Origin of the sequence: Hanamia caeni (genome assembly GCF_003721595.1) — a bacterium.
Lineage (GTDB): Bacteria > Bacteroidota > Bacteroidia > Chitinophagales > Chitinophagaceae > Ginsengibacter > Ginsengibacter caeni.
Window position 1 is genome coordinate 16,058 of sequence record NZ_RJJR01000017.1, and the last position, 23,571, is coordinate 39,628.

Annotated in this window: 27 protein-coding genes; 16 read left to right on the forward strand and 11 right to left on the reverse strand. The window is 38.0% G+C overall.

Going from position 1 to position 23,571, the window contains the following annotated elements:
* Window positions 1-55: 55 nt before the first annotated feature.
* Genes EFY79_RS18120 through EFY79_RS18130 form a run of 3 tightly spaced genes read right to left on the reverse strand, consistent with a single transcriptional unit; the run spans window position 56 to window position 1,188 of the window.
* A complete protein-coding gene (locus EFY79_RS18120; RefSeq protein ID WP_123122156.1) occupies window positions 56-469 on the reverse strand; it encodes a hypothetical protein in 414 nt (137 codons plus the stop codon).
* A gap of 10 nt (window positions 470-479) precedes the next feature.
* On the reverse strand, window positions 480-866 hold the full coding sequence (locus EFY79_RS18125; protein WP_158605245.1) for a phage holin family protein: 387 nt from the start codon (window positions 864-866) through the stop codon (window positions 480-482).
* Window position 867: 1 nt separating this feature from the next.
* The gene (locus tag EFY79_RS18130; RefSeq protein WP_123122158.1) at window positions 868-1,188 is read right to left on the reverse strand and encodes a YtxH domain-containing protein; all 321 of its coding nucleotides are present in this window, start codon (window positions 1,186-1,188) and stop codon (window positions 868-870) included.
* A 343-nt stretch (window positions 1,189-1,531) separates the two neighbouring features.
* Here EFY79_RS18130 and EFY79_RS18135 point away from each other — a divergent pair, with 343 nt between their 5' ends.
* From EFY79_RS18135 to EFY79_RS18150, 4 genes are all read left to right on the forward strand, one after another.
* Window positions 1,532-2,041, forward strand: coding sequence for a low affinity iron permease family protein (locus EFY79_RS18135; RefSeq protein ID WP_123122159.1), 510 nt, complete (start codon window positions 1,532-1,534; stop codon window positions 2,039-2,041).
* A 24-nt stretch (window positions 2,042-2,065) separates the two neighbouring features.
* Window positions 2,066-2,236 carry a phosphatidate cytidylyltransferase gene (locus EFY79_RS21635; RefSeq protein ID WP_199727576.1) on the forward strand — a complete coding sequence of 57 codons (171 nt, stop codon included), beginning with the start codon at window positions 2,066-2,068 and terminating at the stop codon, window positions 2,234-2,236.
* Between the two features lie 56 nt (window positions 2,237-2,292).
* The gene (locus EFY79_RS18140) at window positions 2,293-3,705 is read left to right on the forward strand and encodes an ATP-binding protein (protein WP_123122160.1); all 1,413 of its coding nucleotides are present in this window, start codon (window positions 2,293-2,295) and stop codon (window positions 3,703-3,705) included.
* A 350-nt stretch (window positions 3,706-4,055) separates the two neighbouring features.
* On the forward strand, window positions 4,056-4,493 hold the full coding sequence (locus EFY79_RS18150) for an RrF2 family transcriptional regulator (RefSeq protein ID WP_123122162.1): 438 nt from the start codon (window positions 4,056-4,058) through the stop codon (window positions 4,491-4,493).
* A 73-nt stretch (window positions 4,494-4,566) separates the two neighbouring features.
* Here the strand turns inward: EFY79_RS18150 and EFY79_RS18155 are convergent, their stop codons facing one another.
* The 3 genes from EFY79_RS18155 to EFY79_RS18165 form a co-directional block, all read right to left on the reverse strand.
* Window positions 4,567-4,758: a CsbD family protein gene (locus EFY79_RS18155; RefSeq protein WP_123122163.1), complete on the reverse strand. Its 192-nt coding sequence runs from the start codon at window positions 4,756-4,758 to the stop codon at window positions 4,567-4,569.
* Window positions 4,759-4,783: 25 nt separating this feature from the next.
* A complete protein-coding gene (locus tag EFY79_RS18160) occupies window positions 4,784-4,933 on the reverse strand; it encodes a lmo0937 family membrane protein (protein ID WP_123122164.1) in 150 nt (49 codons plus the stop codon).
* 68 nt (window positions 4,934-5,001) lie between these two features.
* A complete protein-coding gene (locus EFY79_RS18165) occupies window positions 5,002-5,151 on the reverse strand; it encodes a lmo0937 family membrane protein (protein WP_123122191.1) in 150 nt (49 codons plus the stop codon).
* A gap of 315 nt (window positions 5,152-5,466) precedes the next feature.
* Between EFY79_RS18165 and EFY79_RS18170 the strand changes: the two genes are divergently transcribed.
* From EFY79_RS18170 to EFY79_RS18190, 5 genes are all read left to right on the forward strand, one after another.
* A complete protein-coding gene (locus tag EFY79_RS18170) occupies window positions 5,467-6,372 on the forward strand; it encodes a YihY/virulence factor BrkB family protein (protein ID WP_123122192.1) in 906 nt (301 codons plus the stop codon).
* A 31-nt stretch (window positions 6,373-6,403) separates the two neighbouring features.
* The gene (locus EFY79_RS18175) at window positions 6,404-7,825 is read left to right on the forward strand and encodes a sigma-54-dependent transcriptional regulator (protein WP_123122165.1); all 1,422 of its coding nucleotides are present in this window, start codon (window positions 6,404-6,406) and stop codon (window positions 7,823-7,825) included.
* 218 nt (window positions 7,826-8,043) lie between these two features.
* On the forward strand, window positions 8,044-9,036 hold the full coding sequence (locus tag EFY79_RS18180) for an alpha/beta hydrolase (RefSeq protein ID WP_123122166.1): 993 nt from the start codon (window positions 8,044-8,046) through the stop codon (window positions 9,034-9,036).
* A 190-nt stretch (window positions 9,037-9,226) separates the two neighbouring features.
* Complete coding sequence (gene cls, locus EFY79_RS18185; protein WP_123122167.1) at window positions 9,227-10,681, forward strand: cardiolipin synthase; 1,455 nt, start codon at window positions 9,227-9,229, stop codon at window positions 10,679-10,681.
* A 141-nt stretch (window positions 10,682-10,822) separates the two neighbouring features.
* On the forward strand, window positions 10,823-11,260 hold the full coding sequence (locus tag EFY79_RS18190) for a Cif family virulence factor (protein ID WP_123122168.1): 438 nt from the start codon (window positions 10,823-10,825) through the stop codon (window positions 11,258-11,260).
* Between the two features lie 6 nt (window positions 11,261-11,266).
* Here EFY79_RS18190 and EFY79_RS18195 read toward each other — a convergent pair whose 3' ends face one another.
* The gene (locus EFY79_RS18195) at window positions 11,267-12,748 is read right to left on the reverse strand and encodes an alpha-amylase (RefSeq protein WP_123122169.1); all 1,482 of its coding nucleotides are present in this window, start codon (window positions 12,746-12,748) and stop codon (window positions 11,267-11,269) included.
* A 174-nt stretch (window positions 12,749-12,922) separates the two neighbouring features.
* Between EFY79_RS18195 and EFY79_RS18200 the strand changes: the two genes are divergently transcribed.
* The gene (locus EFY79_RS18200; protein WP_123122170.1) at window positions 12,923-13,912 is read left to right on the forward strand and encodes a Gfo/Idh/MocA family protein; all 990 of its coding nucleotides are present in this window, start codon (window positions 12,923-12,925) and stop codon (window positions 13,910-13,912) included.
* 6 nt (window positions 13,913-13,918) lie between these two features.
* Here the strand turns inward: EFY79_RS18200 and EFY79_RS18205 are convergent, their stop codons facing one another.
* Window positions 13,919-16,528: a DUF5686 family protein gene (locus EFY79_RS18205; RefSeq protein WP_158605246.1), complete on the reverse strand. Its 2,610-nt coding sequence runs from the start codon at window positions 16,526-16,528 to the stop codon at window positions 13,919-13,921.
* 308 nt (window positions 16,529-16,836) lie between these two features.
* Between EFY79_RS18205 and metK the strand changes: the two genes are divergently transcribed.
* The 4 genes from metK to rlmB all read left to right on the forward strand — a co-directional run bounded on the left by metK (window position 16,837) and on the right by rlmB (window position 19,556).
* Complete coding sequence (metK, locus tag EFY79_RS18210) at window positions 16,837-18,090, forward strand: methionine adenosyltransferase (protein ID WP_123122172.1); 1,254 nt, start codon at window positions 16,837-16,839, stop codon at window positions 18,088-18,090.
* Window positions 18,091-18,169: 79 nt separating this feature from the next.
* Complete coding sequence (locus tag EFY79_RS18215) at window positions 18,170-18,415, forward strand: hypothetical protein (protein ID WP_123122173.1); 246 nt, start codon at window positions 18,170-18,172, stop codon at window positions 18,413-18,415.
* Window positions 18,405-18,746 (forward strand): type II toxin-antitoxin system PemK/MazF family toxin, encoded by a 342-nt coding sequence (locus tag EFY79_RS18220; protein WP_123122193.1) that lies wholly within the window; start codon window positions 18,405-18,407, stop codon window positions 18,744-18,746. The genes EFY79_RS18215 and EFY79_RS18220 overlap by 11 nt, the downstream gene beginning before the upstream one ends.
* A 33-nt stretch (window positions 18,747-18,779) precedes the next feature.
* A complete protein-coding gene (gene rlmB, locus EFY79_RS18225; RefSeq protein WP_233578049.1) occupies window positions 18,780-19,556 on the forward strand; it encodes a 23S rRNA (guanosine(2251)-2'-O)-methyltransferase RlmB in 777 nt (258 codons plus the stop codon).
* 6 nt (window positions 19,557-19,562) lie between these two features.
* Here rlmB and EFY79_RS18230 read toward each other — a convergent pair whose 3' ends face one another.
* Window positions 19,563-20,288 carry a phosphatase PAP2 family protein gene (locus tag EFY79_RS18230; protein WP_123122174.1) on the reverse strand — a complete coding sequence of 242 codons (726 nt, stop codon included), beginning with the start codon at window positions 20,286-20,288 and terminating at the stop codon, window positions 19,563-19,565.
* Between the two features lie 288 nt (window positions 20,289-20,576).
* Here EFY79_RS18230 and ilvA point away from each other — a divergent pair, with 288 nt between their 5' ends.
* The gene (gene ilvA / locus EFY79_RS18235; RefSeq protein ID WP_199727577.1) at window positions 20,577-21,812 is read left to right on the forward strand and encodes a threonine ammonia-lyase; all 1,236 of its coding nucleotides are present in this window, start codon (window positions 20,577-20,579) and stop codon (window positions 21,810-21,812) included.
* 97 nt (window positions 21,813-21,909) lie between these two features.
* Here ilvA and EFY79_RS18240 read toward each other — a convergent pair whose 3' ends face one another.
* On the reverse strand, window positions 21,910-22,269 hold the full coding sequence (locus EFY79_RS18240) for a response regulator (protein ID WP_123122175.1): 360 nt from the start codon (window positions 22,267-22,269) through the stop codon (window positions 21,910-21,912).
* Between the two features lie 213 nt (window positions 22,270-22,482).
* Here EFY79_RS18240 and EFY79_RS21640 point away from each other — a divergent pair, with 213 nt between their 5' ends.
* Window positions 22,483-22,638, forward strand: a complete 156-nt coding sequence (locus EFY79_RS21640; protein WP_199727578.1) for a DUF7218 family protein — start codon at window positions 22,483-22,485, stop codon at window positions 22,636-22,638.
* A gap of 168 nt (window positions 22,639-22,806) precedes the next feature.
* On the opposite strand, the gene EFY79_RS18245 is transcribed toward EFY79_RS21640, so the two are convergent.
* Complete coding sequence (locus EFY79_RS18245) at window positions 22,807-23,367, reverse strand: YciE/YciF ferroxidase family protein (protein ID WP_123122176.1); 561 nt, start codon at window positions 23,365-23,367, stop codon at window positions 22,807-22,809.
* Between the last annotated feature and the right edge of the window lie 204 nt (window positions 23,368-23,571).

Consider the following 23,571-nt stretch of genomic DNA (forward strand, 5'->3'; position numbering starts at 1 on the left):
TTTTAGGGCACAGGCGGGAAGTGTAGCATTTCTATATTGAAAAAAATATAGTTGATCAGATTGATAATATCCTGCGCAATACATTCTTCTTTTTCGGATACTCGTCGTTTTCGTCGTCACCTTTTTTTGCGATGAAATTGGTAATCCCATATTGCAATACTGCGCCAAGCGCTTTCTTAACCACTCCCGCAGATTTAGTAACAAGAAGCCGTCGCGAAAAATATCCCGCTCCCAGGCCCAAGGCTACCTTTAATACATTTTGTCTAAGAGTAGTGGATTCCTGAAGTTCAGCAATTGTGTTTTTAATTATATTCTTTGGCTTAAGGCTTACCGTCAGATCGTGAAAATGCTCTTTCAACCCTTCTTCAAGGATAAATTTCCTCCGTTCCAGCCGTTTTATTGCAGTTTGCAAATCGGTGGTATTCGCTATGCTTTCAAGTTTTTCTTCTGCTGATTCCTCGTTGCTCATTTCGCTGATTTTAGTCTATTAATTCTTTGATGAACTTATCACTGATAGGTTCTTTAAGCAATTTGCTGCGGCTGGCAAATAAGATGAGCCCGATGATAAGATAGAGAACGCCCATTATAAAAAAACCCCAGAAAGCCTGCCCCAACCATAATCCTATCAGAAGTGCAAAGCCAACGCTTATGCAAATCATAATCAGGAACAGAAGAATTATTAAAATAATGGAAACTATTACTGTTGATGTAAATGCTGAAACTTTATTGATTGCTTTTAATTTAAACAAATCAACAGTGGTTTCTATGTAATCCTTTAACTTATAAAATAATTCTTCTACAGCAGTCGGGTCTTTTTCCATGTTCTCTATTTTTATCACCGGGCTAACATCTTTTTTTAAATGCATTTTATGAATTAAGGGGGTTAGGATTCCTAACATCGTTCCTCATTGCATTTGCTTTTTCCTTAGCCTGATTTACCATATCTTTTCCCATGTCTTTACCTTCTGAAACAAGGCTTGACAATTTTTGCTTTGCGGAATCGTATTTTTCTGACAGAGTGTCTGAAAAATCATTGTAAGTATCCTTAACGCTTCCTGCAAAGTCTGATCCTTTTTCTGCAATTCGGCGTCTTGTTTCAGTGCCTTTATCCGGTGCAAAGAGTATCCCTATGATAGCGCCTGCGGCGGCACCTGCTAATACACTTGCGAAAATTTTTCCTGCGCTCATAACTTAAATTTTAATTTTTAAAAAATGTTGTTTATATGTTATTGATAAAATATACTGCCAAGAACTACCTTGGGTAAATTGTTATGATTGGAATCCGCTGCTGCAAAGGGTTTCAGTCTATTCAATCTGATAGCGACAATTACAAATTTTACTATTTCTGAGTAAATTTTTGCCCACACTGAGGAAGCAAATTTTGTGTTTTTATGTCTTATTTTTCACAATAAACCCTATTACTCCACTCATTGCTGATTCCAGGCTTCTCTAAAACGATTGGCATAATATTTTGAGTTGCTGAAATTTAAATATTCAGTTCAAAATTATTCAAATAAAAATACTTAATCAGGTGGAAAATAAAAAAAAACCGGCGAAACAACCTACTAAAGATTTAGAATCAAAAAAAAAAGGAAGCAAGCTTTCCCTTTTTTTCAACAAATTTTCTTCAAAAGTTACTAAAGTAACAGGCAGCGTATATGCTTTTATTGCTGCGATACTCGTCATTATAATTTGGGCTGTCACCGGGCCCATTTTTAATTATTCGGACACATGGCAATTGGTAATTAATACGGGGACAACAATTATTACTTTTTTAATGGTCTTTATTATACAACATTCGCAAAATAAGGACCAAATAGCGCTTCAATTAAAATTGGATGAGCTTATAAATTCAAGCGCCGGCAATAACAAATTGATCAGCGTGGAAGACCTTTCTGAAGAAGAGCTTGCTGTAATGAAAAAGTTTTATGTACGGCTGTCAGGCTCGTCAGATGGAGATGCAAGTGATTCTGATTCCCCGGAAGACGCTGAGGCCGAGGATAAAAGCAACTCGGCTAAAGACGAAAAAAATACTGCTTAAAAACCCTCTAAATAAAAAATAAACATGGTAAAATTTAAATTCAATCACCTGATTCTCTTATCTGCATTAGTTATTTCATTGAGTAGCTGTGAGGCAATTGGAGCAATATTCAAAGCCGGCGTATGGGTAGGCATCATAATAATTGTTATCGTACTTGTAATTATTTTCTGGCTTATCAGGAAATTTTCGAAATAAAGAGAATGCTGTAGTAATTTTAGACAATTCAAAAACAGCAGATAACCTCAAAGTAAATGTTTAAAAAAAGTGCATCTAAACCTATACGCAGGCCCCGCATTGGTTTTTTCGCCGCTGTATTTCTATTATTTCTTTCTTATATTTTAACGTTGATATCCACGCGAAAAGTGTCAACACAGGATTTTTGGATGGACCACACCAATGAGGTGATTCATAACCTTGATAACATGGTAGGTTTTTTGGAAAAAAGCGAATCTGCTTTCAGGGGATATTTAATTACAAATGATCACGAGCCTCTTTTAAAATATGAATCTGGCAAGAAGATGATTGACAGTACTTTTTCCGTACTTCAAGACCTCACAAAAGAAAATGTAAGCCAGCAAAAAAATCTTGATACGCTGCAGTCGCTGATTCAAACAAAATATTCGTGGATAGAAAATTATATAAAGAACCCGGTTTCACTTGAAAAACTTTCTATTGAAAATCTCAATGGCAATGTTGAGGGTATCGCTAATGCAGTAGCCATTACCAACACTATTTCAAAAATGAAGCAGGAAGAAATTAATTTGCGAAATAGCTGGTCAGATAAAATTTCAAAATATTCCGGGCTTATCCAGGTGCTTAATATAATTTCAATAATCATTGCGGTATTACTTATCATTTATTCGCTGCTGATATATAATAAAGAAAAAAAAGATAAAATGAAGGCAGCCGAAAAAGCGGAAAAATATAAACAAGAATTGCAGGAACGAGTGAACGAACTGGCAAAGCTCAACACTGAATTAATAGAGCTTAGAAGACTGGAAAAATATGTGGTGACCGGCAGAATAGCGCGGGTGATGGCTCATGAGGTGAGAAATCCTCTGACAAATATTAACCTGGCGTGCGAACAGCTCAGGGCTGAGACAGAAACTGAAGATTCCCAGATATTTTTTACCATGATAAAAAGAAATTCAGAACGTATTAATCAACTGGTATCGGACCTCCTGGCCACCACCCGCGCCGAGCTTAGTTTTTCTCCCGCATCAATTAATGAAATCCTCGACGACAGCCTGTACCTTGCGCTCGACAGGATACAGCTTAACCAGATAAACGTGGAAAAGCATTTTGATGCTGACATATGTTCAATCCCGGTAGATGCGGAAAAGTTAAAAATTGCATTTTTGAATCTGATTGTAAACGCAATTGAGGCGATGGATAATAATGGTAAGCTGGAAATAACTACGAAGAACTTGCCGGGAAAATGTCTCGTGAAAATTTCTGATAACGGAAAAGGAATGCAAAAGTCGCAGTTAGACCGGCTATTTGAGCCCTATTTTACCACCAAGGAAAAAGGGAATGGCCTTGGGCTTGCTAATTGTCATAATATTATTATCGGCCATAGAGGAAGCATTACCGCCGAAAGCGAAGTAGGAAAAGGCACGTCATTTACTATCACATTTCCCCTGGACAATGGTCAGGAAAACTAAATGAGTTTTCTAATTTGAAGGACTTCCGTTAGCATCCTCGATTCCCAAAAAGCTTTTCGGTTTCAATATTATGCAATGCCGGATTCTAAAATAAAAAAGGCCGGTATCTGTTCTTTTACTATTCTTGTCAGAATCCCGGAAGGTGATAGTATAGCCGCATCTAACTATCATTTCAGCTAGTCTGGAGAAACTGGATATAATTCTAATTAAAAAAAAATCCGGCGATCCCAAAATAATCTTTGTAATTTTCGCGGCGTTATAAATGTCTGCCAATGATGTTTAATCGCAGATAAATAAAACCATCAGGTCATTCCACAGGAATAAACCCGGCTTTAAAACGCTTCAAAAAAATGTTTTCTAAATCGACGGAATATGCGTTGAGGGCAACTTTATATATTGCCCAAAAGGCAAGTGAAGAAAAAAAAATTGGAATTGAACAAATTTCGGCAGCCATCGGCTCTCCCAAATCATTTACAGCCAAAATATTACAGGCGTTAACAAAAGATAATAAAGTAGTAAGCTCTGCAAGCGGCCCTCATGGCGGATTTTATTTAACTTCCAAAGCGAGGGAACTTCCGGTTCAGGCAATTTTGCAGGCAATGGGTAACGGTGAAATGATACAAAGATGTGTATTAGGGCTTTCGGCATGTTCAGAAGAAAATCCTTGCCCTTTACACCCAAAATATAAAGTTATTAAGGGCCAACTACTTTCTCTTTTTGAATCGCAAACCATTGGGCAATTGGCAGATGAAATGGACGCGGGCCATTCTTTTATTAAATTACAGTGAAGGTTTTATCCGTTACATAAAAAAGTTGTCCCAATGATTACATTGAGACAACTTTTAAAACGTGGGAAAATTACTAGAGACCCTGAATCCAATTAATCACTTCATCTTTGGTTTTGCCGAGCTTCTGCTGCAGCCTGCCAACAAACTCGTCATCTTTACCTTCCTCATGTTTCAGATCATCATCTGTAAGATCTCCATACGCTTGTTTCATTTTCCCTTTTACTTCGTTCCAGTTTCCTTTTAATTTTAATTTCCAGTCTTCCATAATAATAATTTTAAAGTTTAGAAAATCAGGCTGACCTGATGACTCTTAATAGAATTGCAATTACAGCAATTACAAGCAAAATATGAATCAGCCCGCCTGTATAAAATCCTCCAAGGAAGCTAATGGCCCAAATTATTATAAGAACCACCGCTATCAGATATAATAGGTTTCCCATATTATTTGTTTTAAATTTTAATGAACAAATGAATCAGTAAAACGATAAATAACCTGGATTTTTTTGTGTTAAGCACGCCTGATCACGCCAAGTATAATAGCAATAACGGCGATCACTAACAGTATATGAATGAGGCCGCCGGTGACGTGATAAACAAGAAAACTTACCACCCAAATAATTACCAGGATTACAGCAATGATGTATAACAAACTTCTCATAGTATTTAAATTTTTTTTCAAAATGTTTAATATATAAAAGTTTGCCAAAGGTTGTTTTTCGCCGAAATATGCGTGAAGCAAGCTATAATCCATTATAAAAATGTTTTTTACAAATATTTTAAAATACTATGCCTGTGGAAATCCCGCCACGAACTGTGCATTTTTCTTACAAGGAATTAACACAACGAAAGTGTTTGGTATATTTGCCAAAAGTTCTGCTCTGTCATATCAAGCCTTTGTACCCTGTTTTTAATATCCCAATCAACCCATCCCTTGATGCGCATTCCGAAAAATAAATTTTCCTCATTCACTTTAATGATTAAAGAAGTTTCAGCGGAATTTTCGGCGGATAATATTGTAAAATACAGCGCATCTCTTTCATACTACACTGTTTTTTCCATTGCGCCACTATTAATCGTGTTAACTACCCTGTTTGGTTTTTTGTTTGGAAAAGAAGCGATGCAGGGAAGAGTATACGAGCAATTAAACAATTTTGTTGGAAGCAAAGCTGCAGTTCAAATTCAGGACATTATCAAGAATATTCATCTTAGCAGAAATAGTTTCGTAGCCACGGTAATCAGTATTATCGTTTTACTCATTGGGGCCACCAGTATTTTTGGTGAAATACAGGATTCAATAAATAAAATCTGGGGATTGAAAATTAAACAACGCAAAGTGTGGTGGAAGCTGATACTTACGCGGCTTCTTTCTTTTTCTTTGATAATAAGTATTGGTGTTATCATGATAGTTTCAGTATTGCTCAATACGGTAGTGGCGGCGTTGGGCAAATTTATAGGGAAATACATTGCAGGCTATAGTTTATATTTTATACAGGTTTCAGAAGTAGTACTTTCTCTTTTAGTATTAACTTTTTTATTCGCACTTATATTTAAGATTTTGCCTGATGCTAAAATCCACTGGAAAGATGTTTTATTCGGCGGATTAATCACGGCAATTCTTTTTACTCTTGGAAAATTGGGGATAAATTTTTATATTCAAAAAAGCAATTTAACCTCTCTTTATGGAGCAGCAGGGTCTATAATAATTTTAATGGTATGGGTGTATTATAGTTCCATTATATTGTATATTGGAGCTGAATTTACCAAGGTTTACACAAAATTATATGGCAAAAACATCTCACCTAATAGTTATGCAGACTGGATAAGAGTTGAAAAAAAAACTGTGTCTGCACCTGAATTAAAAAACAAAGATTTGAATTAACTTTACACCCACTAATGCTTATATATATAATATGAACAAAAGAATACTGATTATTGACGATGATTTTGATATGTGCACCCTACTTGGCCGCTTTTTGGAAAAGAAAGGCTACGAAACAGAAGCAGCTCACAATGCGTCCAAAGGATTAGCAAAATTCAATGAATTTCATTTCGATATAGTATTGTGTGATTTTCGGCTCGGCGACAAAGATGGAAAAGAAGTTTTGACAAAAATTAAAGAGGCAAAACCAAAAACCATCGTAATTATAATCACTGGTTATTCCGACATCAAAACCGCGGTTGACGTTATAAAGATGGGAGCCTTTGATTATATCACAAAGCCTTTGATTCCGGATGAGGTAATCAATGTAATCGAAAAAGCATTGGCAGCGCCTGCTCCGCAGGCCGTAATGGATCCTCAAAAGACAAATTCCCAATCCTCCGCCAAAAAGAAAATTTACGAGCTTTCTTCAAATAATGAATATTTGATAGGCCAGGATACAGAGACCGCAAAGATTTACCGCCAGATAGAAATGGTGGCGCCTACCAATTATAGCGTTATTTTATATGGCGAAAGCGGAACAGGAAAGGAAGTAATCGCTAAAACAATCCATGAAGCAAGTACACGCAAAGGCAAACCTTTTATAGCAATGGACTGCGGCACTCTTTCAAAAGAGCTTTCCGGAAGCGAATTATTCGGACATGTTAAAGGCGCATTCACCGGCGCTGTTGCGGATAAAGAAGGTCATTTTGAAATGGCCAATGGAGGCACCTTGTTTTTGGATGAAGTTTCAAATCTTCCCAAAGATGTGCAGGCTTCTTTGCTCCGCGTAATCCAGGAAAGAAAATATAAAAGAGTGGGCGGAACGAAAGAGATGGGTGTGGATGTAAGAATTATTGTCGCTTCAAACGAAAACCTGCAGGAAGCCTATCAGAGAGGAAAGTTCCGTGAAGATCTTTATCACAGGTTTAACGAATTTTCTATCAATCTGCCACCGCTGCGAAAAAGAAAAAGTGACATACCCTTGTTTGCGCAATTTTTCCTTGACAGAACCAATATTGAATTGGAAAAAAATATAGAAGGCTACGAGGAAGATGTGGAAGAAATGTTTCTCAACTATGCATGGCCCGGAAACCTGAGAGAGTTTAGGAACGTGGTGCGCAGAGCCGTATTGCTAACTTCATCCGGAAAAATAAATTCAAAGGTTTTACCCTGGGAAATTACCCAGGCTACGCTCCAGCCTGAATATGCGAACAATATATCTGCCAACCATTCCGTTCAAAATACAGGAATAAAAGAAGTAGATCTAAAAGACGCAGCAGCAAAAGCGGAATATGAAACGATCATGAATGTGTTGAAAGAAGTTAATTTTAATAAAACCAAAGCAGCAGAGATTTTAAAAATCGATCGTAAAACATTGTACAACAAAATCAAGATTTACGAATCTTTGTAGGGTATTCGCTTATTGTTGAAAGCACGAAATATCTATCGCCGCAATAAGTTTTTTCTTTTTGGAAAAAAAGCAAGTAACTATTTAAGTTATTTCTTATATTAATCAGCTCATGTGATTTTATTGCCCCGCTCCTATTTTCCAAGCAAACAAAAATCTCACGTATTTGTTGGTTTACTATAATTTTATTTTCATTTCACAGAATTAGTAAACCGCTATGAATGAAGAATAAAATTTTGAAAAGAATTCTTGTAAGCCTTCTGGTCTTAATTATCCTGTTTGCATTTTTAGTTTGTTTGCCGAGAATATGGGGCGCAATTTATCCTGATAAACCACCAGTTGGTTATCACTTCATGTTTCCCACTTACCTGGCAATTGCTGTTGGTTTGGAAAAAGTTGTGAACACTACGCCAAACGTTCCCGAAACAATTGAGGAATTAAAAGATATTGAATATAAGAATATAAATGGCAAATCTCTTCAACTTGACATTTATAAACCGCGCAATATAATACAACCCGCGCCGCTGTTGGTTTTCATACATGGTGGTGCATGGGTCGGTGGAAAACGATCTGATTATTTAGTTTACCTTCTTGACTTTGCAAAAAAAGGCTATATAACGGCCACCGTTTCGTATCGCCTGGTGAAAGACAGCCTCTACCCCGCATGTGCAGAGGATATCAGTGACGCCGTAAATTTTTTGTTTAGCAATGGGAATAAATATGGGTATGATACATCCAAGATTGCGCTGGTTGGCGGTTCAGCAGGAGCGCATCTTGCGCTATTAGCAGCTTACGGCTGGCATAAAGACGGCACTGAAATGCAGGTTTCTGATTCAGGCGTTTCTCACAAAATAAAAGCAGTAGTTGATCTTTACGGGCCGGTTGATTTTACTACGCCGTTCGCAAAAAATAATGCTACGGTAATCAGATTCCTCGGGCATAGATATGAAGGAGCACCGCAACTCTATACAGAAGTTTCTCCTGCTGAATATCTAGATAAAAATGACCCTCCTACCCTCATAATTCATGGCACATCCGATAAAACAGTTCCTGTTCGCCAGTCGGATGAGCTAAAGAAAAAGCTGGATAGCCTCGGCATACCTAATGAATATGCCCGGCTTCCCTTGTGGCCGCACACGATGGATTTGGATCAGCGGGTAAACGATTATTGCCAGTTACACATGAACCGGTTTTTTGAAAAATATTTAAAGTGATAAGGCTTACAGGCAAAATCGCTAGTTGGATTTAAATTTTCCTAAATCTGTTTATCAGTAAACAGATAAAAAAATCGGATTTATATTTTGGGGCAAAAAGAAAATTCCTCATCTATTAATTCCTAACTTCATCATTGGGCGTTTATTTTCATTGTTCGCGAGAAAAAATTGCATCATTTAAACTATTGCAATGAACTGGATTGCGCTGGCAGAAGTTTTATATTTTATCATAATGCTCTTAGTGATTTTAAGGGTTTTGTATGATACGCGAAGTGGATCTAAAACATTGGCCTATATTTTATTTATCATCTTAATTCCTGTCGTTGGCATCCTGTTTTACTTTTCATTTGGAATTAATTACAGGAAAAGAAAATTGTATTCGAAAAAATTAGTAAGAGACAAAATACTAAGTAACAAGATTCATCAGCGCCTTTCGCAATATTCTGAAAAGGTGAGGGCCTCCGAGCTATTTCCTGCACATTTTATCAAACTAACCTCTTTTATCGAAGCCGGCAATAAGAGCCCGCTCACCGCAAATAATACTGTATGTCATCTGATAAATGGCGAGCAAAAATTTCCTGTGCTATTGAAGGCTCTGGAATCTGCAACTTCTCATATCCATCTTGAATATTACATTTATGAGGATGATGTTACAGGCAACGCTATCGCTGATGTTTTGATCCGAAAAGCGAACGAAGGTGTTGAAGTCAGATTTTTATACGATGATTTTGGAAGCCATAGTCTCGGAAAAAAATTCCTGAACCGTTTAAAAAGTGGCGGTATTGAAACGGTACCTTTTTACAAAGTGAGATGGTATGCATTTGCTAACCGGCTTAATTATCGCAATCACCGGAAAATCATAATAATTGATGGTATAAAATCTTTTGTGGGCGGCATTAATATCAGTGATAAATACCGGAATGATTTAGAAGGTAAACAAAAAATTTACTGGCGCGATACCCACCTGATGCTGGAAGGAAGAGCCACCTTTTACCTGCAATACATTTTTTTGTGCGACTGGAATTTTGGCCACGAGCCGAAGCTGGAATTTGTGCCGCGCTATTTTCCAGTTTACCAAACCGATGAAAAAATAGACAAAGAAATTGTTCAGATTGTTGCCTCAGGGCCCGACTCTGATTTACCCGTTATCTTATATTCCATAATAAAAGCAATTGGCGCCGCTACGAAAAAAGTGCTCATTACGAGCCCGTATTTTATTCCGGGAGAAGCGCTGATAGATCAGTTAATAATTTCTGCCAAAAGTGGAATAGAAATTAAATTGCTGATCCCGGGAATATCTGATTCTAAAATAGTAAATGCTGCAGCCCGCTCTTATTATACTGAACTTCTGCGCTACGGTGTAAGGATTTTCGAATATCAAAAAGGATTTGTCCATGCTAAAACTATTGTGATTGACGATTGCCTGTCAATGGTGGGTTCTGCAAATATGGATTACCGCAGCTTTGATCTCAACTTTGAAGTGAATGCCATAGTTTATAGTGAAACAATCAACACACAACTTAAAGAAACGTTTTATAACGATTTAAAAGATTCAATCGAAATCAAAGCTGAAGATTGGTTAGCCAGGCCGAAATATGTTTTTGTGTGGGAAAAGCTGGTAAGACTCTTAAGCCCGTTCCTGTAATCATTTAGAAAATATTTTCTAAATGAAAGCGGGGCCTGATCTTGCTTCGGAATCCGCGGAATTAAATTATGGTTATTTGTTTGTTTACTGTATTTTTAAAAGATACTAAAAGCACTAATCATTCAAAAAACTTAGCCGGTTATGAAAATTCTGTTTGCCATTTTCTGCCTGGTGTTTGTTTCATGTAATGAAAATAATATTGAAAAAAACAAACGCGAATTAATAAATGCTGACATAGCTATGAGTAATTTAGCTATGAAGGGAGGCTTCAACCATTCAATATTTTTGAATGCGGATACCAACATCGTAAAGTTCCAGGAAAACCGACTACCGCTTATTGGTAAAAATAAGTTAGCCGTTATTTTAGAAAAAAATGGAGATATAAAAACACTTTCATGGAAACCTGTGGGCGCCGATGTTGCAGCATCCGGCGATCTCGGCTACACCTGGGGCAACTGGAAATACCTGGCGCCGGATACTGCTTACTATGGCAATTATTTTACCGCCTGGAAAAAACAAAAAGACGGCAGGTGGAAAGTGGCCCTTGATGGCGGCAATTCGTCGCCCAAACCTGAATGATTGAAATCACAATTTTTCAATCCAAACACAAAGCGAACCTGCCGGCGAAAAAAATTCTCCCCATCCTTCATCATTAATTTTTACTTCCGCATCATTCTTCTGCAACAGATCAATAAATGTTCGTCCGGCATAGCGTTTCCCTATCTCCATATATTTATTACCATTATCTCCGTTCGACATAACTATGGCGCAACCGCTATGGTTTTCATCTCCTTCCCTCGTCCAGCCAACGCAATTTGGATGATCAAAATAGCTTCGCTGCAAACCAAATGCATAATCGCAACGTGCCTGTAAAAGTTCCTTAAGATTTTCAACTTTATCCAGCCATATCTCATATTCATTGCCATCATTACTATAATCTTTATAATGCTCACCATATAAATCCGGATAAAACACACAAGGATACCCTTCATCCCTTAAAAGAATTAACGCATAAGCCAAAGGTTTAAACCACTTTTCCACCGGTGCCTCCAGCGCCTGCAAAGGTTGTGTATCGTGATTACTTACCAGGGTAACGGCTCTTACTGGATCTGCGGAAACCAAGGTGTTTTCAAAAATTTTAGACAAATCAAAATCTTTTCCTGTTTTGGATGCAATTGAAAAGTTTTGTTGAAGCGTTGCATCAAAAACACTCATAGTGCCTTTCGTAGCTTCAATGTATTTTAGTAAGACTTCGGTTTTTCCAGGCGACCAATATTCAGCGACAGCAAAAATTTCTTTTCCCGTATCTTTTCTTAACCGGTCCAGCCATTCTGTATAAAACCACGTAGGAATATGCTTTACGGCATCCAACCTTACTCCATCAAACGGCGCCTGATCATAATACCATTTTGCCCAATGGCTTAGCTCATTTATTACATGTTCATTCCTGAAATTGACATCATTAAACATCAGGTAATCATAGTCGCCCAATTCATCGTCAATCATTTTTTGCCATCCGTCGCCATATTGAGAAATGATTCTAAAAATGCCTTTTTCGTCGAGATTGGCAGCGCAATCTACTCCCGTGAAGCACATAAAATCCCAGATGAATTCTGAATATTTTTTATTTCTTCCCGGGAAGGTAAATTTAGTGTAGGCTTCTATTTCAAAAGGATCAGAAATCACCTTGTTGCGATCATCCGGATCGACTTTTACAACCGTAATCTTTTCAATTTCATCGCCACCGGCTTTGTGGTTCAAAACTATATCCACCATCACCTGCATTTTGCTTGCATGAATGGCATTTATCGCATCAATATATTCCTGCCGGGTGCCATATTTGGTTCTCACAGATCCTTTTTGATCGAACTCGCCCAGGTCATATAAATCATAAGGAGCATAACCAACACCATCTTTGCCATCCATACTTTTGTAGGCTGGAGGCAACCAGATTGCACTAAATCCCAAAGATCTTAGTTTGGGCGCTTCCTGTTTTACCTGGTTCCACAAGTTGCCATCGGCAGGTAGATACCAGTTGAAATACTGAATGATAGTTCCTTTAAACATTGTTTTACATTAATTTTTAGAATGATATTAGTGTGATAATTATTTATCGTATTTTCTAAGTGTCCGATACGAAGTATAATGCTCATCATCGTTACAGGACGGTTTTTAGCCATACAATTTTAAATCCAAAAAAGCTGGCATATTTTTTTACGTTTTCTGAAAAAAAAAGATTGTATGAATTCTTTCAATTGGGGCATAATCGGGCCCGGAAACATTGCGAATGATTTTGCCAACGACTTGAAATTGGTTTCCGGTGAGCAAAAAATTACGGCAGTGCTTTCAAACCATGCAGAGTCAGCCAATGAATTTGCAGACATGTATAATGTGCCATTAAGATTCACAGATATAAACGACTTTATAACAAAAGGAAATGTGGCAATTGCTTACATCGCTACTCCGCATCCATTTCATTATGAAGCAATAAAAGCCTGCCTTCAACATCAAATTGCTGTGCTTTGCGAAAAGCCAATCGTTATCAACTATCAGCAATACGAAGAACTCAGAAGACTATCAATTGAGAAAAATACTTTTTTGATGGAAGGGATGTGGATCAGATTTCTCCCCAGTTTTCACAAACTCATGGAATTTATTGCTCAAAAAAAGATCGGAGAATTGGTAAGTGTGAAAGCCTCCATGTATTACAGAGCGCCCGACGATGAGGACAACCGTTATTTTGATCCTGCAAAAGGCGGAGGCTCGTTGCTCGATTTAGGTGTGTATTGTGTTTTTCTCAGTACACTTCTCCTCGGAAAACCGAGGCAAATAAAAGCAGTCGGGCGAAGAACAGAAAAGGAAATAGACGAAGCGTGCGCCATACTTTTGTCGTATAAGCATGACCGTTATGCAATACTGGAATCTTCATTACTCAAAAACAAAAACAAACCGGCAGGAATTTTTGGTACTGAAGGTATAATCCGCATTTGTGATCCGTGGTTTGAAAAATCGCCCGGCATCGAAGTAGAATTATTCAATGGCTACAAAGAAAATTTCCCGCTGGCCTGGGAAGGCCACGGGCTGCAATTTGAAATTAAAGAAGTAATCCGCTGTATATCTTCCGGAAAGATTGAAAGTGATCTGTTGCCTTCAGGCCTTACAGGCGAAGTGCTGAAAATAATGGATGAAATCAGGGCGCAGATAAATGTGACTTACGACGATTATGAGTAAACCACTTTAAAAAGTGATATTCACGCCAAGAAATAAAGCACCATTTTCTTTTTTTGAATGATTTAAAGAGGATAGCCTTTTATAATAATCCACAGAGAAAACGTGGAAAATATTTTCAATGCCAATACCGGCTTCCATAAAAGGGGTTTTAGCAGGTACTGAAAAATGCGCGCCACTGTTATAACTCCGGTTTGCCTCCGACATATCGCCCATGTAACCATTAAATGAAAACCTTGCACGCCAGCCAAGTTTTCTTATAAAAGGCACCTTGTTTAAAAATAGCCCACCTTCATAAATTCTTGAATAAAGACTTATAAATTCGTCTGCTGCAAATTCGTAAGGCAGCATTGTATTAAAAAGATACCGGCTGGCTACATAATATTCGTTACCCGCTGGAACATTTAATAGCAGGAAAGGCGCTGTACCGAAGGTTTTCCCAAAACGAACGTTGTAGTAAAAAAGAGATTTCGGAGGCAGGCGAAGCAACTGCTCTATGCCAAAGGTCAACTTTTGATAATCAAATGAATTATTTTCTATTTTAAATCCCTGCGTAAAGTTGGCGGTCAAAATCGGGTCATACGTGTTGGCGCGAACCTGGTCAAAATTCCATACCACCGTTCGTTCTTTAGCAACAAATCTTAACCCAATGGAAGCTTCAGCAGCCGGAAGCTGATGCAGGTTGATGCTATCGATCGCCCTGCCCGTTTTAGTATCAAGTGGATGGAAAGAAAAGTCAAAAACCGGCGTTAATTGTTTGTAAGTAAATGAACCGTTAATGCTGATTTTTTTTGAAACATATTGCTCATGCTTTAAAATCACCTGCCTTAAGTAGACTTTAGTAGAAGGCACATCCTTTCTGAAATAAGAATTAATCAGGTTGTCTTCATCCAATTCCTGGTCTTCATCCGTAAGAAAATCATAATCGCTGCTGCCGTAGAGTGAAGTCTTTGTCCATTTATTCCGGTTCCATAAAAATTTTATTCCCAGGCCTCCCTTTGCAGACTGATCTTTGGTTCCATAAGCGAAATATCCATTGAGGTTGATTCTCTTATTGAATCCCTCAAGCGTCCATAAGCCCGCCCTGAATCGGTAGCCTTCAATTTGATTAGTGCTTAAAAGCGAGTAATAAGGCCCCATCCTAATTTTATTATCAAAATCCCAAAAGCCGGTTCCCAGCAGGTTTATTACTTTGGAATCAAACACAAATTTCCGGCTGCTCTTCAAAGAATCTACCATCACATAAATACTTTTTTCGTGCCGCGTCAGTGAATCTCCCAAACGATTTTGGACCCAAAAAGAATCCGGCTTATGCAGGTCTGACGGATCTTCCTTTCTCATTTTTTTCAGGAATTCACTTGCCATTCCTGAATTGATTTTAATATCGCCGATTACAGTTGTGTTCACCACTTCCAGCCGTACTTTTTTTGAGCTTTGAGGCGCCGGAATTCCTAACAACTCAATGCCGGTTTCAAATTCAACCTTAGAGATATACTTATACGGCATGTACTCCATCTTTCCTGTGGCCAAATCCGGGCTCAGCCTGAACTCTTCACTATATTGTACGTTCTTTATAAAATCCAGATTAGCGGTACTGCTTAATTGCATTTCTATTTTCTTTACAGAAAACGTGCTATCATTAATCCACAAAGAACCGGTAAATGTGTTCAGATATTTTTGTTTCGGCTTGAAACGAATCGTATACACTTTTTTTCCATCAACAATACTGCTGTCATTAAAATAAAAATTATAATAATTAAAAGCAGTATTGCTCAGCGGGCTCGCATATGTCTGGTTAAAAATCGTGTACCAATTATCGTACACGTTGTAGCTGAAATTGAATTTATCCAACTGCTTTAAAAATTTATCCGTTTCCAGCCCTAGTGTTTTATGCGCAATTATATTTTCTTTATCAATTTTTGGCGAAGAACTGTGGTATTTATCAGAAAGCGTTTCTGAAAAATAAACAGGCAGCAATCTGCTTCCGGCATTCTGCTCTCCAGCATTGTGATAAGTTTTAAGCACAAACGATTTTAGCCCTTTGCCATTAGTGGAAGAATCAATATTATTAATATCTACCTCATGGCGCAGGTACTGTTTGTAGCTGTAATTTTTAAAGCGATCAGGGTTATTAAACATTTTATTGGCGATCACTTTTTTCATATAGCGTTTGCCAGGTTCTTTATCTCTTTCCGCACCCATAATCACCACAGCTTCCAAATCCTGCGCTGAAGGAATCATTTTTACAACGAGATCTTTAGTATGATGTTTTTTCAATGGCACCACCATTCTCTGAAACCCTATGCTTGTAATTTCCAAAGAGTCCTGCCATGCATCTGATGCCAAAGAAAAGGAACCATCATCGTGCGAAAGCGCTGTGACATTGGTATGCATTAAATGAACAGTCACATTATTCAGCGGGCTTTCTGTAGCGGAATCCAGTACAGTTCCCGTGATTATATAGGATTGCGCCGAAGCGCCTGCAGAATAAAGTAATAAAAGAATGAAAGTTATTATAAACGGTGAGCGGTATAATTTGCTAAAAATTCTGCTGGGTAACCTTTTGATAAGTGAAGGAACGCTACATAAAACGGCGATATCTTTTTTCAGGAAAAGCATTTGCAAAGTGAAGCTCCTTCGTAATTCTGTTTTCAGTGGTTGGACAAGTACTTGTTTAAAACGGCGCCAAAAATAGTTCAGAATTGGATAGGCAGGAAATTTCTTTGTTGAAAGGTAAAAAAAACGGTTCATTTAAAATAACGGTATTAAATAGCTCCAGGTATTTACATACATGAATTGAATTTTCAGTTTATCCTGCCGGCAGTAAAAGGAAAAATAATCACTTTTTTTATCCTGCCCATCCGCTTAATACTTTTTTGATCTATGAAGATGAAAACATAATTTTGCGGCTCAAAAAATAATTGAAAATGCCTTATTTATTTACTTCTGAATCTGTAAGTGAAGGCCATCCCGACAAGGTTGCCGATCAGATTAGCGATGCCCTGATAGATAATTTTTTAGCTTTTGATCCACAAAGCAAAGTGGCCTGTGAAACCCTCGTAACTACCGGCCAGGTAGTGTTGGCGGGCGAAGTAAAATCAAAAGCTTACCTCGACGTACAGGAAATTGCCAGGGAAGTAATCAAAAAAATTGGCTACACAAAAAGCGAATACATGTTTGAGGCAAATTCGTGTGGAATTCTTTCCGCGATTCACGAGCAATCTGCCGACATCAACCAGGGCGTAGACAGAAAAAACAAAGAAGATCAGGGCGCCGGCGACCAGGGAATGATGTTTGGCTATGCCACCAGCGAAACTGAAAATTATATGCCGCTATCGCTGGATATTGCCAACAGTTTATTGATTGAACTGGCTGCATTAAGAAGAGAAAATAAAGAAATTAAATATTTGCGGCCAGACGCCAAAAGCCAGGTAACGCTTGAATACAGCGATGATAATAAGCCGCTCAGGATTGATACCATTGTTGTTTCTACGCAGCATGATGATTTTGATAAGGAAGAAAAAATGCTGAAGAAGATTTCTGACGATATAAAAAAGATATTGATACCGCGCATTAAAAATAAATATCCCAGGTACGCTCATTTGTTTAACGATAAAATAAAATATCACATTAACCCTACCGGCAAATTTGTTATCGGCGGCCCTCATGGCGATACCGGCCTTACCGGAAGAAAAATAATTGTAGATACTTACGGCGGCAAAGGCGCACATGGTGGCGGCGCCTTCAGCGGAAAAGATCCAAGCAAAGTAGACCGCAGCGCTGCCTATGCTGCCCGGCATATCGCCAAAAATCTTGTAGCAGCAGGCGTTTGTGATGAAATATTGGTGCAGATTTCTTATGCCATCGGCGTAGCGCAGCCTACCAGCATAAACGTTAACACCTATGGTACTTCAAAAGTAGATTTGACAGATGGAGAAATTGCGAAAAAAGTAGCCTCTCTTTTTGATATGAGGCCCTATTTTATTGAAAAAAGATTGAAGCTTCGCAATCCGATTTACCAGGAGACAGCTTCCTATGGCCACATGGGAAGAGTAAATGAGGTAGTAACCAAAACCTTTAACCTGCCTAATGGTTCACCAAAAAAAGTAACAGTTGAATTGTTCACATGGGAAAAATTAGATTACGTTCCCAAAGTGAAAAAAGCTTTTGGATTAAAATAAATATTTCGAAATTTTATAAATGAAACCGCAAGCAACAAAAACTTGTGGTTTTTTATTTTTGTATCTTTAAATTAAAAAAATGGAAGCGATTGAAAAACTAGTTCATTTTGATGATGAAGGGAATACTATTTTAAGTTTAGGCAGAAATTTTTCAAAAAAGCAGGCTAAAGTGGTTGTGTTAATTAAAGACGATGAGGTAACTGATAAAGAGTGGCTGGCCTTAGCCATGAAAGGAGGTGCGTTTGATTTTTTAAATGATCCTGCTGAAAATATTTATACTATGGAAGATGGAGTTCCTTATAAAAGTAAGCCTGATGAAATTTAAAATAGTATTAATAGATTTTCCGTTTGATGATTTTTCAGAATCAAAATTGAGACCTGCTCTGTGTTTAACGAATCCTATTTCAGAACATAATCAAATAGTACTCGCGTTAATTACAAGTAATTTACAAAATGCGAATGAAACTACAGACGTGCTTCTTGAAAAAGATCAAGTTGATTTTCAAGTAACAGGATTGAAAGTTTCTTCTGTAATTAAAATTCATCGCTTGCTTACTACAACAGATAAAATAATAAGAAAAATTATAGGTGATCTACCAGAATCTTACTATTCTGAAATTTATGAAAAAATAAAAAGATTGTTTGGCATACAGTAGTATTGCTAATTAAAATCATTCAAGATAAAATAAGTGAGGCCACAACATAAAACGTTTACCCAGCAACATCGTCCCAAAAAAAGTCTTTTAATTGGCGGCATTCATTCAGTGATTGATGCTATGAAAACCGGCGTTCAGTTGGAACGTATTTATCTGCAAAACACCATTTCCGGGCAGGAAGCGGATGAGCTAAAATTGATAGCCGAACAATTTGAAGTGCCGGTAAATAAAGTTCCTTTTGAAAAAATCAGGAGCTTCAATCTTGAAAATCCGGATGGCTGCATCGCATTAAAATCAAAAATAAAATACCTGGATTTACAGGATGTAATCTCTTTTGTGGTTGACAAAGGCGAGGCTCCGTTACTCCTGTTGCTTGACGGCATCACCGATATCAGAAATATAGGCGCTATTGCCCGAACCGCTTACTGCTGCGGAGTTCATGCCATAGTAATTCCCCAAAAAGGTGTAGGCGCTTTGAATGAAGATGCCATAAATACTTCGGCGGGGGCACTGGAAAATATTGCAGTATGTCGTGTAAAAACTTTGCACAATGCCATTGATGAATTGCATTTAAATGGAATAAAAGTTTTTGCAAGCGAGATGAAAGCTACTGCCAACGTGTATGAAATTAATTTTAAAGACCCATGCTCAATTATTATGGGCAGTGAGGATAAAGGCATTCATCCTTCATTATATAAACTTTGCGATGACAGTTTTAAAATTCCGATGGAAAAAAATTTTGAATCTCTGAATGTGTCTGTTGCTGCCGGCATGATTTTATATGAAGCGATGAAACAACGGCTGGTATAACGGTGGCTATTTTTTTATTTTATCAAAAATCCAATAAGTTAATTTGGTGGAAAGAATGCCAAGCCCTGCGCCGGCAATCACTTCAGACAAAAAATGTTGTTTGTTATAAATTCTTAAAACCCCCACGCCGGTAGCTACTATGTAGCCACTGTAACTAAGAACAGGATGCGAATACTTTAATTCCTGGTGAAGTATTTCTGCGCCGCGAAATGCATTGGCCGTATGTCCCGAAGGAAATTGAGTGTCCTCTCCCTTGAATGCCTCTATATTTTCCGTGATTTTTCTCATGCCAAATCCAAGAGCTCCGGTAATGAATACCGAACCAACATCCAATACCAAATGTTGCTTAAATGTGTATTGTGTTTTGACGTTAAAAGCATCTAATGTATAAACAGCCGCTGAAGGCACCCACGTCAGGTAATCATCCGCGTTGGTATGAAAGGTGGCGTGGTTTGCCCGAACATTGTTCATGATTTTATCGTCTAATTGCGGAATTGCATTTACAACCGGTTTCAAGCCTCCATAAACTAAAAACGCTGCAGGAATGATGATTGCTTTTGGCTCCAGGTAATTACTTTTTTGCTCATGAACCGCCCCGTGTGCGCTGTCCACAATGAACGCAGCCTCCACAGAGCCGGACGATTGTGAACTATCCTGTGCAGGTAAAACAGCGGAATAAAAGGAGAAAATAAAAAGTAGAAAAATGTAAGTGAAATTCTTATGAGAAGTCATTCGTTGATTTAAAAAACCGTTCGTTTTTGTAAATATACAAGGTCTTTACAAAAAAAGAAATCTTCATTATTTATTCGTTTACTGCATAATCGGGCAACATGCAATTTGATTGAATTAAAAATCAGGCTACTTGAATTGGAGCCCCTACATTTTTATAATGACAAGATGAATGTTGCAAGACACGCAAATACCTTCAAAATTCAAGATTTTTGCCTTGCGTTTAAAAAATATACAGGTACATTTAGATAGCCATGAATCCGGATTTTCTAAATTTCAAATCTAAAAAATATGGAGAAAATATCCATTCCTGTGAAGCTGTCAGACATTCAAAAAGCGAAATCACTTTTAGAAAAAATCATTCATCCCACACTTCTTGATTTTAGCCGCCAGCTATCCGAGCGGGCGGGCATTGAGGTGTATCTGAAATGTGAAAACCTGAACCGCACCGGGTCATTTAAAATCCGTGGAGCATACAATCGTATGGCACATCTGACAGAGGAAGAAAAATCAAACGGAGTGGTAGCAGCATCAGCGGGCAACCACGCCCAGGGCGTAGCTTTAGCGGCAAAATTATTGGGAATAAATGCGACGATTATCATGCCCGATGGAGCATCCTCCCCAAAGCTTCTTGCAACGCGCGCCTACGGCGCTCACGTAGAACAAGCCGGTCAAACGGTAGATGAATGCCTGCTGAGAGCGAAAGAGATTCAGCACAAAACCGGAGCTGTTTTAATTCATCCGTTTGATCATAAAGATATCGTTGCCGGGCAGGGAACCTGTGGCCTGGAAATTCTGGAGCAATGCCCTTCAGTGAAAACTATTTTAGTAAGTAGCGGCGGCGGCGGTTTGCTTGCAGGGATAACGGTTGCAGTAAAATCATTGCGCCCTGATGTAAAGGTCGTGGGCGTGCAGGCGGAGAAAGCCGCCGCCTACCCTGTTTCCTTGAAAGAGGGAAAGCCGGTTAGCATAAAAAATATGAACACAATGGCTGATGGAATTGCCGTTGGGCGGCCCGGCAAAGTGCCTTTTAAAATCATACAAAATTTAACCGACGCCATCGAAACGGTTAGTGAAAACAGCCTGTCCAGCACGCTTTTATTTTTGCTGGAACGCACGAAGCTTGTTGTAGAGCCCGCCGGCGCCGCAGCAGTGGCTCATCTTCTGGATGTTCCAAAAAATCATTACAAAGGTCCGTTAGTTGCGGTATTATCGGGCGGCAATATCGATCCGATTTTATTGATACGAATTATCCGCCATGGTATGATTGCCGCCGGCAGATATATGCAACTTCGTGTGCGCGTACCCGATTCTCCAGGATCGTTGGCACATCTGCTGATTTACCTTGCCGGCCTTTATGCAAATGTGCTGGAAATCGAACATGTGCGCACAGGCCCAAGATTGCTGGTAGACGAAGTGGAAATTATACTGCAGGTAGAAACAAGAGGATTTAGCCACCAGCAGGAAATTTTGGAATCGCTGATAAAAGAAGGCTACAATATTTTACCCGATTTGGAAAAAAAATGACAGCTTCCCGAAATTTATAGCTTTGATACCGCTTTGAAACAACGGACATGAATTAAACCCAAGCTCGGGCTGTAGAAGATATATTTTTTGTGACTTTTTACAAAATATTTTCTTCCACTGTTTCTAATAAAGTATTTATATCGAAGGGTTTGGCTAATACCGCATCCGCATTCAATCGCTTGCTGATTTCTTCCACTTCATTCAGCGCCGAAAATACAACTATAGGAATATGTTGTATGTCTTTAGTTTCATGAATTTTTTTAACCGCATCTTCTCCGCCACCCGGCATCAGGATGTCCATCAGAATAATATCAGGCTTGGTCCTTTCAATTACATTAATAATATTATCACAATGCTCAACCATTTCAACATTGTATTTTTCACTAAGAATAATATGACAAGCCTCAAGTATCGCCTGGTCATCATCGCAAATCAAAACACATTTTTTCCCTTGCATAAATCATCCGCTTATTTTACGGATTAAATGCAAAATATAAAATATTTTCAACTTATTATCATTACTAATTAAAAATAAAAAGAGTTAAAAAAGCAAAATAAATTGTTATAGCTTTTTACTTTAATTTATAGGCCATCAAGAAATTTGAAACACGATTAAATGATTTATTGGCAAAATTATTGATATGTAAAACCATATTAAAACCTTACAATTATGGCAACAAAAGATCACAAGCATGTGAAAGATGATGACAAATACGAAGCATTGCGTGACAAAGGAATGAGTAAGGAACGTGCAGCGAAGATTTCAAATTCCCCGGGAGCTTCTAAGCGAGGTGGCGAACATTCACATAGCAATAAGAAAAAATAACCTGTGCCCTGCACCAAGTTATTGAGTTGGAAGCGCTCTACTAAACTTATTTTAGTTCTGCGCTTTTTTTATGTACAATCCGCATTGTATAAGCGTTCTAAATAACATTTTCAAATAACAAAAAGCCGGGACAGTGCCCGGCCTTTTTTGTGTAAATTCTTTTCTTCGTTATTCTACTTCTTCGGCTGCCTCATAATTCACATTATTTTCTGCAACTGAAGTCAGAAGCTGGTCTGCTTCTTTTTCCTCGGAAAGGGTTTTTTCAAACACCTTAGCCACATCGTTATGTGATAATGTTCTGGCGAGTTGAGCGAGACCACCATAAGTTGCAATTTCATAATGTTCTACCTTTTGTCCGGCTAAAATCAAGCCCACATCTCTTGTGGCAGTACCTTTTTCAGTTTCTGCAATAATATCTTCACCTTCTTTGGTAATGCCCTCCATTGCTTCACATTTTTTTGCAACAGCTTTTTCTCCAAGCATTTCAAAAACCTGCTCCAGGCGGCTTACATGTTCCTTTGTTACTTCCAGGTGCTCGGCAAACGCGTTTTTTAGCTCCTCGGTAGTAGCTGCTTTTTGCATTTTAGGCAATGTTTTTACAAGATGCTTTTCTGCCCAATAAATGTCTTTTAACTCATCAATAAAAAATTCTTCTAACATTGACTCATTTGCTTTAGAAGATTTCTTGCTTTTGGTCTGGCTATTTGTGTTATTTGTTTTTGAATTCATAATACGGAGGTTTTAATTTGATTAACAATTACTCATCCTAGTACAATATTGTGCCAATCTGCTCTTTATTAGATCTCTATATTGAATAATATTGAATTATATTTTTTGAGAAAAGATGTGGGGCGAATAATAGACAAATATGATTTGGACAAGGAAAATAATCAACAACGAAAAATTGTGGTAATGTACCTGGATACCTTTCAT